13 protein-coding genes are annotated in these 15,321 nt (G+C 59.2%); 4 read left to right on the top strand and 9 right to left on the bottom strand.

Annotated features, from left to right (window positions below; translation table 11 throughout):
* Positions 1-7: 7 nt before the first annotated feature.
* The 8 genes from KW837_RS11995 to KW837_RS11960 form a co-directional block, all read right to left on the bottom strand.
* Complete coding sequence (locus tag KW837_RS11995; protein ID WP_192343757.1) at positions 8-1,399, bottom strand: GntP family permease; 1,392 nt, start codon at positions 1,397-1,399, stop codon at positions 8-10.
* Between the two features lie 285 nt (positions 1,400-1,684).
* Positions 1,685-3,100: a sigma-54-dependent Fis family transcriptional regulator gene (locus KW837_RS11990; RefSeq protein WP_218395927.1), complete on the bottom strand. Its 1,416-nt coding sequence runs from the start codon at positions 3,098-3,100 to the stop codon at positions 1,685-1,687.
* Between the two features lie 137 nt (positions 3,101-3,237).
* Entirely contained in the window at positions 3,238-4,818 is a 1,581-nt protein-coding gene (locus KW837_RS11985; RefSeq protein ID WP_218395926.1) for an ABC transporter ATP-binding protein, read from the bottom strand.
* Positions 4,819-4,832: 14 nt separating this feature from the next.
* Entirely contained in the window at positions 4,833-5,855 is a 1,023-nt protein-coding gene (locus KW837_RS11980; RefSeq protein WP_218395924.1) for an ABC transporter permease, read from the bottom strand.
* Positions 5,855-6,916 (bottom strand): microcin C ABC transporter permease YejB, encoded by a 1,062-nt coding sequence (locus KW837_RS11975; RefSeq protein WP_218395922.1) that lies wholly within the window; start codon positions 6,914-6,916, stop codon positions 5,855-5,857. The genes KW837_RS11980 and KW837_RS11975 overlap by 1 nt, the downstream gene beginning before the upstream one ends.
* A complete protein-coding gene (locus KW837_RS11970; RefSeq protein WP_218395921.1) occupies positions 6,916-8,784 on the bottom strand; it encodes an extracellular solute-binding protein in 1,869 nt (622 codons plus the stop codon). Before KW837_RS11970 ends, KW837_RS11975 begins: the two co-directional genes overlap by 1 nt.
* A gap of 136 nt (positions 8,785-8,920) precedes the next feature.
* Positions 8,921-9,202, bottom strand: coding sequence for a peptidylprolyl isomerase (locus KW837_RS11965; protein WP_007898306.1), 282 nt, complete (start codon positions 9,200-9,202; stop codon positions 8,921-8,923).
* 96 nt (positions 9,203-9,298) lie between these two features.
* Complete coding sequence (locus KW837_RS11960; RefSeq protein ID WP_192343762.1) at positions 9,299-10,180, bottom strand: triacylglycerol lipase; 882 nt, start codon at positions 10,178-10,180, stop codon at positions 9,299-9,301.
* Between the two features lie 340 nt (positions 10,181-10,520).
* On the opposite strand from KW837_RS11960, the gene KW837_RS11955 reads away from it, so the two are divergent.
* Positions 10,521-11,573, top strand: coding sequence for a hypothetical protein (locus KW837_RS11955; protein WP_218395919.1), 1,053 nt, complete (start codon positions 10,521-10,523; stop codon positions 11,571-11,573).
* 58 nt (positions 11,574-11,631) lie between these two features.
* Here KW837_RS11955 and KW837_RS11950 read toward each other — a convergent pair whose 3' ends face one another.
* Positions 11,632-12,720: a 3-deoxy-7-phosphoheptulonate synthase gene (locus KW837_RS11950; protein ID WP_218395917.1), complete on the bottom strand. Its 1,089-nt coding sequence runs from the start codon at positions 12,718-12,720 to the stop codon at positions 11,632-11,634.
* Positions 12,721-13,349: 629 nt separating this feature from the next.
* Between KW837_RS11950 and KW837_RS11945 the strand changes: the two genes are divergently transcribed.
* From KW837_RS11945 to uvrY, 3 genes are all read left to right on the top strand, one after another.
* The gene (locus KW837_RS11945) at positions 13,350-14,108 is read left to right on the top strand and encodes a carbon-nitrogen hydrolase family protein (protein ID WP_218395915.1); all 759 of its coding nucleotides are present in this window, start codon (positions 13,350-13,352) and stop codon (positions 14,106-14,108) included.
* Positions 14,109-14,552 (top strand): N-acetyltransferase, encoded by a 444-nt coding sequence (locus KW837_RS11940; RefSeq protein WP_218395913.1) that lies wholly within the window; start codon positions 14,109-14,111, stop codon positions 14,550-14,552.
* A gap of 127 nt (positions 14,553-14,679) precedes the next feature.
* Complete coding sequence (gene uvrY, locus KW837_RS11935; protein ID WP_008015884.1) at positions 14,680-15,321, top strand: UvrY/SirA/GacA family response regulator transcription factor; 642 nt, start codon at positions 14,680-14,682, stop codon at positions 15,319-15,321.

Below are 15,321 nucleotides of genomic sequence, written 5' to 3'. Positions count from 1 at the left end.
GAATACCTCACACAATGCCAGTGGCGTAGAAAGTACCGATCACCACAAAAACAGCGAGTGTCTTGATCAGCGTAATACAGAAAATGTCTTTGTAGGCCTCGCGGTGGGTCAAACCGGTGACCGCCAGCAACGTAATCACCGCGCCGTTGTGCGGCAGGGTGTCCATACCGCCACTGGCCATCGCGGCGACCCGGTGCAGCACTTCCAATGGAATGTTGGCGGCATGGGCGGCGCTGATGAACGTCTCGGACATCGCCGCCAGGGCGATGCTCATGCCGCCCGACGCCGAACCGGTGATGCCGGCCAGCAGGGTCACGGTAATCGCTTCGTTGACCAGCGGGTTGGGAATGCTTTTGAGCCAGCCGGACAGCACCAGAAAACCCGGTAGCGACGCGATCACTGCACCGAAACCGTATTCCGACGCGGTGTTCATCGCCGCCAGCAGCGCGCCGCTGACCGCACTTTTACTGCCTTCGGCCAACTTGCCGCGAATCGTCTGAAAGGCGAACACCAGCACCATGACGATGCCCACCAGCAAGGCTGCCTGGACCGCCCAGATCGCGGTCAGTTTGGCGATGTCGGTGGTCACCGGTGCTGCCATGCCTGGCAACGAGAGGCTGTGAGTCTTGCCGTACCACAGCGGAATCCAGCGGGTGAACAGCAGGTTCATCAGGCCCACCATCAACAGCGGCGACAGCGCGATCCACGGGTTGGGCAGCTTGATGTCCGGTGCGGTTTCCGGCTCGTTGCGCAGCTCTGAACCATACCCTTCACCACTGCGCTGGGCCTTGTTGCGCTGGCTTTGAAGGAACAGCATGCCGGCGCAGAACACGAAAATCGTGCCGATCACACCCAGCCACGGCGCGGCCCAGGCGGTGGTGTTGAAGAAGGTGCTAGGGATGATGTTCTGGATCTGCGGCGTGCCGGGCAGGGCGTCCATGGTGAACGAGAATGCGCCGAGGGCGATGGTCGCCGGGATCAGGCGCTTGGGGATATTGCTCTGGCGGAACATCTCGGCGGCAAACGGGTAGACCGCAAACACCACCACAAACAGCGACACGCCGCCGTAAGTGAGCAGGGCGCAGACCAACACGATCACCAGCATCGCCTGGCGAGTGCCGAGCAAACGAATGGCCGCTGCGACGATGGAGCGGGAGAAGCCCGACAACTCGATCAGCTTGCCGAACACGGCACCGAGCAGGAACACCGGGAAATACAGTTTGACGAAGCCGACCATTTTTTCCATGAACACCCCGGTGAAGACGGGGGCAACGGCAGAAGGGTCGGTGAGCAGGACGGCGCCGAGGGCGGCGATCGGGGCAAAGAGGATAACGCTGTAGCCACGGTAAGCAGCCACCATCAGCAGCGTGAGAGCTGCCAAGGCAATGATCACACTCATGGTGTGTCTCCTGAATTGTTATTTTTGTAGGGTGAAGCTTTGTGGGAAGGGCTATAGCGAGTTTCGTGCCAGAAGCTAAGTTGTTGAAACTTAAAGAAATTATTTATTGATGAGAGGGTTGTACGATTTTTTGTCTCTGTATTGAGATTTTTGATGCCGGGGCTGACGCTTTCGCGGGCAAGCCTCGCTCCTACGGGATTGTGGTTATTTGCGCCATTGCGTTACCTGTAGGAGCGAGGCTTGCCCGCGAAGAGGCCGCGTCTATCAATAGAGATCAATGTCTCTTTATGGAGACTCGGCAATCCCCAACGCCACCATCTTCTTGTACAACGTCGACCGCCCCAACCCCAAACGCGCCGCCGCTTCGATAACCTTCCCGTCGCATTGCGCGAGGGCGGCTTCAATCAACTGCCGATCAAACCGTTCACGAGCTTCGCTGAAGGTTTCATGGGCAACCGGCTCGATGGCCAAGGGCGCCACACGCTGCACCGGGATAAAACTGCCAATCGCCGCGCGGATATCCGTCGCGTTCAGCATCAAATCATCACTGAGCAACGCCGCGCGTTCCAGAACATTGCGCAGTTCGCGGATGTTCCCTGGCCAAGCGTGTTGACCCAACAAATCCAGGGCTTCGGGGTTCAGTTCGTGCTGACTGCGCAGCTCTTCGAGGATCGCTTCACTGAGGGCCGGCAGGTCGTCAAGGCGATCACGCAGGGGCGGGACCTGAATCGGCAGCACATTGAGGCGGTAATATAAATCGGCGCGAAACTCGCCGCGTTTGATCGCCGCTTCCAGGTCGGTGGAGGTGGCAGCGATCACCCGCACATCGCTCTGAATCACTTCGTTGGAACCCACCGGCTCGAATTCCTTTTCCTGCAACACCCGCAGCAATTTGCTTTGCAGCGGCAGCGGCATGTCGCCGATCTCATCGAGAAACAGCGTGCCGCCCTGAGCGATCTGCAACTTGCCGGTGCGGCCCTTGCGATCGGCGCCGGTGAACGCGCCGGGGGCGGTGCCAAAGAACTCGGCTTCCAGCAGCGACTCGGGGATCGCCGCGCTGTTGATGCTGACGAACGCTTTGTGCGCCCGGGGCGAGGCGCCGTGAATCGCCTGGGCCAGCAACTCTTTGCCGGTACCGGTTTCGCCCAGCAGCAACACCGGAGACTCGGCACTGGCGCTGCGCCGGGCGCGACGTTTGACTTCCAGGCTGGCGGCGCTGGTGCCGATGAAATGGGCGAAGTTGTACTTGGTCTGCCGTGCCCGCAACAGCGAGCGGGTGGAGGCGAGTTCTTCCTGCATGCTCAGGTAGCGCTTGAGCATCGGCGACAGGCTGCGCAATTCATCGAACAGGGCAAAGCCGATAGCGCCAATCACTGCGCCGGCATCGTCGTGAATCGGCAGACGCATCACCACCAGCGGTTCCTTGGGAGTGTCCTGCATGTCCAGCAGGATGGGGCGTCCGGTGCGCACCACCTCACGCAACAGGCTGCCAGGAATCACACTTTCACAGGCCCGGCCGATCGCACCTGCGGCCGATTCGAGACCGAAGCGCCGGGCATAACGCTCATTCATCCAGACGATGTTCGCGTCGCGGTCGACAATCACCGTGCCTTCGCTCGATTGCTCGATGATTTCGAACAGCGAACGGATCGCCAGGGTGCGAACGCGCTGGTAGTCCTTGAGGCTTTCGGTGGTGTTCATCGGGCTTCATTGTCCAGGATGTGTGGTGTTTGTTCGGGTGCCTTCGCGGGCAAGCCTCGCTCCTACGGATCACCTCGACCTGTAGGAGCGAGGCTTGCCCGCGAAGGCCGCGACGCGGTCCAACGACATGACGCAGATTATGCCCACCCCGGACGCGCCGCCGCCAACAGCTCTTTGGTATACGGATGCTGCGGCGAGTCGAACACCGTGTGGCTCGCGCCGCTTTCCACCACTTTGCCGTCCTTGATCACGATCATGTCGTGGGCCAGGGCGCGTATCACCGCCAGGTCGTGACTGATGAACAGGTAGGTCAGGCCGTATTTTTCCTGAAGCTGACGGAGCAGGGCGACCACTTGTTTTTGCACCGTGCGATCCAGCGCCGAGGTCGGTTCGTCGAGCAGGATCAGCGCCGGTTTCAGCACCAGTGCGCGGGCAATGGCGATGCGTTGGCGTTGGCCACCCGAGAATTCGTGCGGGTAGCGATGACGGCTTTGCGGGTCGAGCCCAACTTCTTCCAGCACCCGGATCACCTGGGCTTCGCATTCGTCGGGGGTGGATTGGCTGTGAACCTCAAGGCCTTCACTGATGATCTGCGCCACGGACATTCGCGGGCTGAGACTACCGAAGGGGTCCTGGAACACCACCTGCATCTTCTTGCGCCACGGTCGCAGCTGCTTCTGTGTCAAGCCATCCAGGGCCTCGCCCTGAAAGCGAATGCTGCCTTGCGAATCGAGCAAACGCAGGATCGCCTGACCGAGGGTGGACTTGCCCGAACCGGACTCACCGACGATGCCCAGCGTCTTGCCACGCTGAACATTCAGACTGATGTCGTCCACCGCACGCAGATAGGTTTTACGCTGGAACAGGCCGCCACCGATGACAAACCGGACCTGTAAATTATCCACTTCCAGCACTTTTTCACGCTCGTCCCGGGGCAGCGCTTCCCCTTCCGGCTCGGCGTTCAGCAACATGCAGCTGTAAGGGTGTTTCGGCTCGGTGAACAGCGTTTCGCAAGGTGCCTGCTCGACGATTTCCCCGGCGTGCATCACGCACACCCGCTGGGCCATGCTGCGCACCAGATTGAGGTCGTGGCTGATCAACAGCAGCGACATGCCGAGCCGCTGTTGCAGGGATTTGAGCAGCAGCAGGATCTTGCGTTGTACCGTCACATCCAGCGCGGTGGTCGGCTCGTCGGCGATGAGTAATTCCGGCTCGCAAGCCAGGGCCATGGCGATCATCACCCGTTGCCGTTGGCCGCCCGACAGTTGATGGGGATAAGACTTGAGCCGTTCTTCGGGTTTCTGGATGCCTACCAGTTGCAGCAACTCAAGAATCCGCGCTTGTGCTGCTTTGCCGCCCAGCCCTTTATGCAGCAGCAAGGTTTCGCCGATCTGCTTTTCAACGCTGTGCAGCGGATTGAGGGAGGTCATCGGCTCTTGAAAGATCATCGCGATCCGGTTGCCGCGCAGCTCGCGCAAGGTCTTGATGTCGGTGCCGATCAATTCCTGGCCGCGATAGCGAATGCTGCCGGTGGTTTGAGTGCCGGTCTCGGACAGCAGTTGCAGGATCGAGTGGGCAGTCACCGACTTGCCGCAGCCCGACTCGCCGACCAGCGCCAGGCATTCGCCGGGGCGGATGTCCAGGCACAGGTTGCGCACCACGGTCTGGCCGCTGAAGGCCACGTTGAGGTCACGGATTTCGATCAGGTTGTCACTCATATCAACAGTCCGCTTCAAGACCGAGGATCAAAGGCATCGCGTAATGCCTCCCCGATAAACACCAATAAAGAAAGAATCAGCGCCAGGGTGAAAAACGCCGTCAGCCCCAGCCACGGCGCTTGCAGGTTCTGCTTGCCTTGACCAATCAACTCACCCAGCGATGCACTGCCGGCCGGCATGCCGAAGCCCAGGAAGTCCAGTGCCGTGAGGGTGGAAATCGCCCCGGTCAAAATGAACGGCAAATAACTCAGGGTGGCGTTCATCGCGTTGGGCAGGATGTGCCGCACGATCACCTTGCGGTCGGTCAGGCCCAGCGCACGGGCGGCTTTGACGTATTCCAGGTTGCGCCCGCGCAGGAATTCGGCGCGCACCACGTCCACCAGGGCCAGCCAGGAAAACAGCGCCATGATCCCCAGCAGCCACCAGAAATTCGGCTCAACGAAGCCCGACAGAATGATCAGCAGGTACAGCACCGGAAGCCCCGACCAGACTTCCAGCAAGCGCTGACCGAGCAGATCGACCCAACCGCCGTAATAGCCTTGCAGGGCACCGGCGGCGATGCCGATCAACGCGCTGATGAAGGTCAGCGCCAGTGCGAACAGAATCGACACCCGCGCCCCGAAAATCACCCGGGCCAGCACGTCTCGGGCCTGATCGTCAGTGCCCAGCCAGTTGACCTTCGACGGCGGGCTCGGCGCCGGTTGATTGAGGTCGTAATTGGGCGTGTCGTCGCTGAACGGGATCGGAGGAAACAGCATCCAGCCACCGTCCTTATGAATCAGCTTCTGCACGTAATCGCTGCGGTAATCGGCCTGGAACGGCAGTTGCCCACCAAACTCCTGTTCGGTGTGGCGTTTGAACGCCGGGAAGTACAGCGAGCCCTGATAACTGACCACCAGCGGTTGGTCGTTGGCGATGAGTTCTCCGCCCAGGGTCAGCAGGAACAGGCCGACAAACAACCACAGCGACCACCAGCCACGGCGGTTTTTCTTGAAACGCTCGAAACGGCGACGGCCCAGCGGCGAGAGCTTGAACATCAGGCGTTCCTCGCGGCGAAGTCGATGCGTGGGTCGACCAGGGTGTAGCAGAGGTCGCCGATGAGTTTTATCAGCAGGCCGAACAAGGTGAAGATGAACAGCGAACCGAATACCACCGGATAGTCCCGTGAAACCGCGGCTTCGTAACTCAAGCGACCCAGGCCATCGAGGGAGAAAATCACTTCGATCAGCAGTGAGCCGGCAAAAAATACGCTGATGAAGGCCTGCGGAATTCCTGACACCACCAGCAGCATGGCGTTGCGAAACACATGGCCGTAAAGCACCCTGCGCTCGCTCAAGCCCTTGGCTCGGGCGGTGACCACGTATTGGCGAGTGATTTCATTGAGGAAGGAGTTCTTGGTGAGGATGGTCAGGGTGGCGAAACCGCCAACCACCAGCGCCGTCACCGGCAGTACCAGATGCCAGAAGTAATCGGCGACTTTGCCCAGGGTCGACAGCGACTCGAAGTTGTCCGAGACCAGGCCGCGCACCGGGAACCAGTTCAATGAGGTGCCGCCGGCGAAGACCACAATCAGGAACATCGCGAACAGGAACGCCGGCATGGCATAACCGATGATGATCGCGGTGCTGCTCCAGATATCGAAATGGCTGCCATGATGCACGGCCTTGCGGATGCCCAAGGGAATCGACACCAGATAAGTGATCAACGTGGCCCAGAGCCCGAGAGAAATGGTTACCGGCATTTTTTCCAGGATCAGGTCGGTGACCGTGGCACCACGGAAAAAGCTCTTGCCGAAGTCGAGGCGGGCGTAGCTCTTGAGCATCAGCCACAGACGTTCCGGGGCCGGTTTGTCGAAGCCATATTGCTTTTCAATCTCCTTGATCAGCTGCGGGTCGAGCCCTCGACTGGCCCGTGAGCTGCCATGCATGGTTTCGCTGGAACCGCCACCGACACTCGCACCGCCAATGCCCTGCAATTGCGCGATGGCCTGTTCCACCGGGCCACCGGGCGCGGCCTGGACGATGACGAAATTGACCAGAAGAATGATCACCAGTGTCGGAATGATCAGCAGCAGGCGCCGCAGTATGTAAGCCCACATCAGTGCGGTCCTCCGGGCTTGCCGCGTTTGATGAGCTCGGCGGTCATTTGTTGATTGGTCAGCGGGGTGGAGCTCACTTCCCACCAACTCTCGATGGCTGCGTCATTGCTCGCTTGCACAGAGGGAATGCCGAAGCGGTTCCACCACACGGTCGAGCTGCCCGGCGGGTAATAATTGGGAATCCAATAGAAGTTCCATTGCAGGACGCGGTCCAGGGCATGGGCGTAGCGCAGCATGTCAGCCTGGGTGGTGGCGCGAACCAGGCCGTTGACCAGCGTATCGACCGCCGGGTTCTTCAGCACCATGTAGTTGTTGGAACCGGGATCGTTGGCCGCCGCCGAGCCGAAATAGTTGTACAGCTCGTTGCCCGGCGAGGTGGTGACCGGGTAGCCGGTGACGATCATGTCGTAATCCCGGGACATCAGGCGGTTGACGTACTGGGACGCGTCGATGCGCCGAATATTCAGGTCGATGCCGATTTGTTTCAGGGTGCGCTTATAAGGCAACAGCAGTCGGTCCATGCCGTTCTGGCTGACCAGGAAAGTGAAGCTCAGCGGTTGGCCTTGGGTGTTGACCAATTGATCGCCATCGGGTTTCCACCCGGCTTGTTCGAGCAAACCCAGGGCTTGCAACTGTTTGTCGCGAATCACGCCGCTGCCGTCGGTTTTCGGTGCTTCGAAGACCTGGGTGAAGACTTCGTCGGGGATCTGCCCGCGCAGCGGTTCGAGAATCGCCCTTTCGCCTGCGTCGGGCAGTTCTCGGGCAGCGAGGTCGGTGTTGGAAAAGTAGCTCTGCTGGCGGATGTACATCTCGCGCATCATCTGCCGGTTGCTCCACTCGAAATCCCAGAGCATGGCCAGGGCCTGACGCACGCGACGGTCCTGGAACATCGGGTTTTGCAGGTTGAACACAAAGCCCTGAGCCGATTGCGGTGCCTCTTTGGCCAGGTGGGCCTTTTGCAGGCGACCGTCGCTCAGGGCCGGGCTTTCGTAGCCGATGGAGTAGGCGGTAGCGGAGAATTCGCGGTTGTAGTCGTAGGCGCCACCTCGCAGGACCTGGCGGGCGACATCGGTATCGCCGAAATACTCGATGCTGAAATGATCGAAGTTGTAGAGGCCACGGCTGACCGGTAAATCCTTGCCCCACCAGTCGGCGTTACGCTCGAAGGTGATGCTGCGCCCGGAGTCGACCTTGCTCACGCGGTACGGCCCGCTGCCCAGTGGCGGCTCGTAACCACCGCCGTTGGCAAAGTCGCGGGTTTTCCACCAGTGCTCGGGAAACACCGGCAAGGTCGCGAGGTCCAGGGGCAGGGTCCGGTTTTCGTTGCTCTTGAAGTCGAACCGAATGGTGAGTGGTGACTCTACTTCGACGCCTTTGACGTCGGCGAACTGCGTGCGATAGCGCAGGCTGCCCTGGGTCATCAGCAGGTCGAAGGTATAGCGCACGTCTTCGGCGGTGATCGGCTTGCCGTCGGCGAAACGGGCCTTCGGATTCAGGTAGAAACGCAGCGACAGTCCGTCGTCGGAACGCTCCATCTGTTGGGCGACCAGGCCGTAAACGGTATAGGGCTCATCCAGCGAACGCTGGGCCAGGGGCGAGTAGATCAAGCCGTCGATCTGCGTGACACCCGTGCCCTTGTCGATGTACGGCAGCATATGGTCGAAATGACCGATTTCCATCGCCGAGCGACGCATCGTGCCGCCCTTGGGCGCGCGCGGGTTGGTGTAGGCGAAATGGCTGAAGCCCGCGGGATACTTCGCCGGTTCACCGTACACGGTCAACGCATGTTGCGGTGCAGCATTCACACCAGCGGCACTTAATAGCAGCGCCACGGCAGTGAACAACAATGTGGGGAAAGCCAGTCGCATTGTCAGCCTTAGAGCCGGGTGGTGGATAACCACAATTTGTACGCTAGCGGCGCGTCCCTCGCCAGCCGTATCACGTAACGAAAACACAACGGCCCACCAAAAGGCGGGCCGTTGTGTAGCAAACTCAAAGCGCTGATCAGTCCTGACGACTGGTCACTTCCAGCAGGTGGTAACCGAACTGGGTCTTGACCGGGCCTTGCACCACGTTAATCGGCGCGCTGAAGACCACGGTGTCGAATTCCTTGACCATCTGGCCCGGGCCGAACGAACCCAGGTCACCGCCCTGACGGCTGGAAGGGCAGGAGGAGTTGGCTTTGGCGACTTCGGCGAAATCGGCGCCAGCCTCGATCTGGGCCTTGAGTTCGTTGCACTTTTCTTCGCTGGAAACCAGGATGTGACGGGCAGTGGCTTTGGCCATGGGAAAATACTCCATTCAATGTTCAATAAAATGCGGAGCCTACCGGATTCAGTGGGCTATTTCTTCCTCAAAGTTCCGTCTCTTTCATGCAGCGTTTTAAAGGCCGGCATTTCGCAAGCGTTCGGCATGTTGCACATACAGGGCAATCGGGTCGATACCCCGGCGGACCTGACCGGTTGTCTGGCCGAGGCTATCCAGATGATCCAGCGAATAATCCGAACGGATCACTTTGCCTAGATGGGAACTGAATCGACCGACCATGCCGTCATTCTGCTCGGCTTCGGTGGTGAAATAGTGGGAGAAGGCCCGCAGAAACCCGTGCAGCGGATTGAGTGCATGGAGTCCCTCATCGAGGATGTCCCCCTGCAAAATGCCGCTCCAGGAATAGTAGCGCACGCCATTGACCTGATCGCGCCCCTTGCCGCCCCAGGTTTTTGGCAACCCTTGCGGGTACTTGTCGTTAAAGGCGCCGACGCCTTCGGTGGTCAGTGCATTGAGCGCGGCAATGGCGTTTTGCGGCAGATGCCGGTTGCCACTGAGCAATGATAGGAAATCGGCGAACAGCGTGGCCACCGCTCCGGCAACGTGTTCCGGCAGGCGTCCGGGGATCAGCGCCTTACGCAGGAAGTCGGCCAGTTCCGAGCCATGATTCGGCCCGCTGACCGATGTCACCGAGGCGACCACCTCGGGTGCCAGCGCTCCTGCATACCGTGCCGCAAGCGCCCCCTGACTGTGACCGATCAGATTGACTTTGCTTGCACCGGTTCCCAGCAGTACCCGATCGATCTGCGCCAACAGTTGCTCGCCGCGGGTTTCATTGCTGTGGGTAGCCGACAGATGCGGGATGAAGACCCTGGCGCCGGCGCTTCTGAGGGCCAGTTTGACGTCATGGAACAATTCCAGGTTGCCGATGCGATCGAAGCCGAAGAGCCCGTGGACCAGCAGGATCGGATAGTGAGTGGTTGCATTCCGTAGCATGTAGATTCCTTTTTCGCAGTAGGTCAGGTGTGTGTTCAAGGGGGGCACTCTAAAGCACACCAGCTGCTCGGCGATGTATGAAAAAGCCGCTATAACCCGATGAAAACGGAATAGAAATAGTACGAAAGTTCGGATGAACATGAGGTCTTGGTCGGAATATCTGGACATCTTTTTAACGATGGTTGAACGCTTTCTCGCAATGACCTACTTGTGAAACGTCATTTTTCCGTGCAAGCCGACGCCTTTGCCCTGCATCACGAATCAGCATCGTGGGGTTCAATAGGCTTCGTTCGATGCCGACTTTCAAGGCGGCATTTATTCCAAGGACTGGAGCGTATGAATGACTATTTATGAAGCGGCAAACCTGAATGTTGTAGAGCAATACATGGCGGCACCTCGGCTGGACCAGGCGGAGAACGCCATGTTGGATCCGTCCGAAAGAAAGGCCATTGTCACTGTTGCGCCTTATCAGGCCATGGCCTGCGGAGACAAGCTGGTCTTGTCCTGGTCAGGTATCGATGCAGAGGGTGTGGCGTATCGGCATGAAGTGTCGCGGTTTGTCAGCGAAGCCCAGGTGGACAGGGTGATTGTCTTTGCTGTGTCGGACGTACACATCGCCGCACTGGACGGCGGGTCGCTCGAGGTTTACTACACGCTGTACAGTGCGCTTCATTGTGAGCCTTTGGAGTCCGGGCGTTTACAGTTGAGCGTCGGTGATGTCCGGCCGGATCTGTTGCCTGTGATTGTGAACGATGCGGTGGGCGGCACACTTGATCCCGACAGGGTCGCCGAGGGCGCCCGCGTTACGATCAGGCCGTATCCCCGGATGGCGGCTGGAGATCGGGTCTTGCTGTCCTGGGCCGGCGGTACACCACAATCAAGCTTCAATGACACATTGAAAATCGAATCCTTTGCAGTGGGTGGCGAACTGTCGTTCTGGGTAAGTCCCGAGTCTATTGCTCCCAACCTTGGTGCAACCATTACGATCAGCTATTGCGTCGAGAAAGAAGGCCAAGAGCCTCGCTTCTCGGAGCCTGCACAGTTGTTGATCGGCCCTCTGGAGCGAGGACCGCTATTGCCTCCCTCTGTGCTGGAGGCCGATGAGGGTTGGCTGGATCTGCAAGATGCGATCGATGGTGTCACCGTCGTGATCGACAATGCCCAGGCAGAAGAGGGTGAGCTGGTTTATCTGAAATGTGACGGGGAGCATTTCAATCATCGCGATGATCGTGAGATCTCAAGGGAAATGGCCGGTCAACCGCTGGTATTTATCGTTCCCTACAGGTTTTGGCGCGAACATCGGGATTTGACGGTCCGGGTAGCCTATTCGGTCGAACGTCTCGACGATGTGAGCCAACAGTCCGAAGTCACGTTGGTGCAAGTGCAGTCGTAACCGGTTTAAGGCAACCGCCTTCCAGTTTTCGCTTGGAGAACTGGAAGGCGGGCACCGGTCACTTCGGCTGTTGGGTGCAACGCTGAGCACGAAGTTGCTCGGCTGCCTGCTGCAACAACTGTTCTGTCCCGGTCCAGCCAAGGCAGCCATCCGTTACTGACACTCCGTAACGCAGCGACGGGCTCAGCGCTTGGCAACCTTCGAACAGATGGCTTTCGATCATCATGCCAATCAACGATCGATCACCCTGCAGGCGCTGTTCAAGCACGTCGTTGAACACCGCTGGCTGACGCAATGGGTCTTTACCGCTGTTGGCGTGGCTGCAATCGACCATGATCCGCGCCGGAATCTTGAGCCGGGTCAAATCGCTGTGCACTTGAGCGATGCTGTCACGGTCGTAGTTCGGCCCGCGATGGCCGCCACGCAATACCAGATGGGTATCGGCGTTGCCTGGTGTCTGGATAATCGCAGGATGTCCCTGGCTATCGACACCGAAATGGCGATGCGGATGGGCGGCCGAGCGCATGGCGTCGCTGGCGACAGCCACACCGCCGTCGGTGCCATTCTTGAACCCTACCGGCATGCTCAGGCCGCTGGCCATTTCCCGGTGGATCTGTGATTCGGTGGTACGGGCGCCAATCGCGACCCAGCTCAGCAGGTCGTCGAAGTAGCCGGCGGCCATCGGTTGCAGCAGTTCGGTGGCAACGGGTAAGCCCAGCTGGAGCATTTCGCGCATTAATTCGCGGGACAGCGTCAAACCGCCGGCCATGTCGTCGCTGCCATCCAGGTGCGGGTCGTAGGCCAAGCCTTTCCATCCCACCGTGGTGCGCGGTTTTTCGACGTAGGCGCGCATCACCAGCAGCATCTCATCGCTGACTTTGGCAGCCAGGCGGGCAAGGTGGGTGGCGTATTCGAGGGCGGAACGGGGATCGTGAATCGAGCACGGACCGACGATGACTAGCAGACGGGAGTCTTCACCGTTGAGGATCGCGCGAACCGCTTGACGGTGGGCGGCGACTTGTTGGGTCAGGGCGTTGCTGAGGGGTAACTGCTGTTTGAGTTGCAATGAGCTGGGCAGACGCAAGGTCAGCGCTTCATTGGCAGGGTTCAAGGTGGACAGCGGCAGAGCAGAGACGGACGAGTTCATATTCGGGCTTCCTGGGCTGGCGGCGGGTTCGTTCCCGCGCGCTCGGCCCTACTGGGGTGTTCGACAATTGGCCGGATTGGCTGCGTGTGTGTGCTTGCCACCTGTGGGTGACCGATCGGAGGCGGCAGGCTGTCCCGAGCGGAGGCTGGTAAATCGCCAGGCGGTAAAACTGTCGTGACGGTAATAAGTGGCGTAGTTCATGTCGTGAATCCTCAAATTGTCTGGTGTGACGCAAAAAATGTTCAGGGCTGAAAAAAACAAAACCCCCGGTCGGGAGGCCGACCGGGGGTTGAGAATTCTCTGGTGGCGACCCGTTTAAAGTGGGCGCCGTGTGGGTATCAGGCGCGCCAGTGGCTAAACCAATACCCAAAATAAAAGCTGACCGAAGCACAAACGTCATTCGCCCGGGCAGCCACAACCGAGCGCGGGGCGCTGGCGGTACGAAGCTGTGAGAGGGCGTTGAGCATGGTCTGTCTCCGATGAATGCGCCGAGCTTACTAGAGGCCGGTACGCGGATTCAATCAGAAAATGCTATCGATGATCATGGGCTTGTCTATCGCTTGAGTACGTCGGGGGTTGTGACACACTTTGCGCTGCGCCCAACAACCACAACGTCACAAGGACGAACCATGACGACACTGACCATTGCCGCCGCTCAATCGATCTCCATCGCCGGTGATCTTGCCGCCAATATGGCTAGGCATCGGCGCTTCATGCAGGTTGCTGCAGAGCAAGGCGTGCAATTGCTGGTGTTTCCGGAACTGTCGCTGACCGGATACGAACGCGGCCTGGCGGCGGAGCTGGCCATAGCGCCAGACGCCGGGGTGCTGCAACCGCTGCGCGATTTCGCGCGGGAAGTCGGTGTGACCAGTGTCGTTGGGATGCCGATTCGTCTGTCGGGCGATTCGCCGGTATTGATCGGAGCTCTGGTATTGGGCGCCGATGGTTCGCTTGGGGTTTACAGCAAGCAGCATCTGCACCCGGGCGAGGAGGTGGCGTTTGCTCCGGGAACGGGCGGTTCGACATTAAAGATAGGTACCGACACCGTCGCGCTGGCGGTCTGCGCCGATTTTTCTCACGCCAGTCACGCGGCAGCCGCGGCACGGCAGGGTGCTGATCTTTATGCCGCGGGCGTGTTGATCACAGAAAACGGTTACGCTCCGGATACCGCACTATTGCAAGGCTATGCTTGCACTCACTCGATGGCGGTTCTGATGGCCAATCATGGTGGCGCAACGGGTGGCTGGGAGTCGGCAGGGCGCAGTGCAATCTGGGCGGCGGACGGGACGTTGATTGTGGCGGCCCCGGGTACGGGGAACCTTATGGTTGTTGCTCGCCGCAATGCTGACGGCTGGAAAGGGCAAATCGTGGCTGTGGCGGAGGCTTGAATGGGTTTCGAATTGCGTCCGGCAACCCCGCGGGACCTGGACTTTGCCCGTGACCTGACTTGTCGAAATATGCTTCGCTACTACATTGAACATGAGCTGTTGTGGCTGGACGAGGCCTTCGATGTCGCCTGGGAGGGGCGGGAAAACTGGCTGATTGTGCGGGAGGACACGGTGATGGGTTACGTCAGCCTGAGCCGTGACGCCAGAGCCTTGTATATCCGCGAATTGCATGTGTCAGCAGCGTACCAGGGGCAGGGCGCCGGTTCCTGGGCGATCGATCAGGTATTCGCCATGGCATGCAAGGAGCGACGTCCGGCATTGCGTCTGACCGTCTTTGAAAATAATCCGGCAAAAAAGCTTTACGAAAGAAAAGGCCTGAAGGTGGTCGGCAAAGACCAGTGTTTCCTGAGAATGCAGCGTGATATCAATGGACTGCATCGCTGAAACACACTGGCGGCAAGCCTCGCAAGAAGATTTGACACTTTTTATATGCTGCTTTCCGCTAGGTCTGCCAGTTGCTTTTTGCTAAGGTGTCCGACAACCCAATAAGACCAATTCGCGAGGTGTCTGCTTGATTAGGGTGCTAGTAGTCGATGACCATGATCTCGTTCGTACAGGCATTACACGAATGCTGGCTGACATCGATGGCCTGCAAGTAGTCGGTCAGGCCGAGTCAGGGGAGGAATCCCTGCTCAAAGCGCGTGAGTTGAAACCCGATGTGGTGCTGATGGACGTCAAGATGCCCGGGATCGGCGGTCTCGAAGCCACGCGCAAATTACTGCGCAGTCATCCGGACATCAAAGTCGTCGCGGTCACCGTGTGCGAAGAAGATCCGTTTCCCACCCGGTTGTTACAGGCAGGTGCCGCAGGTTACCTGACCAAGGGCGCCGGATTGCCGGAAATGGTTCAGGCCATCCGCCTGGTGTTTGCCGGGCAACGCTATATCAGCCCGCAAATTGCCCAGCAACTGGCGATCAAGTCGTTCCAGCCAACCAATGATTCGCCCTTCGATGCCTTGTCGGAGCGGGAAATCCAGATTGCGTTGATGATTGTCGGTTGTCAGAAGGTGCAGATCATTTCCGACAAACTGTGCCTGTCGCCCAAAACAGTGAATACCTACCGTTACCGTATTTTCGAGAAGCTTTCGATCAGCAGCGATGTCGAATTGACGCTGCTGGCGGTTCGTCACGGCATGGTTGATGCCAGCCTCTGA

Source organism: Pseudomonas sp. PDM24, assembly GCF_019218905.1.
Lineage (GTDB): Bacteria > Pseudomonadota > Gammaproteobacteria > Pseudomonadales > Pseudomonadaceae > Aquipseudomonas.
Note: the sequence above shows the minus strand (reverse complement) of the source record. Positions and strands in the feature narration are given on the sequence as shown.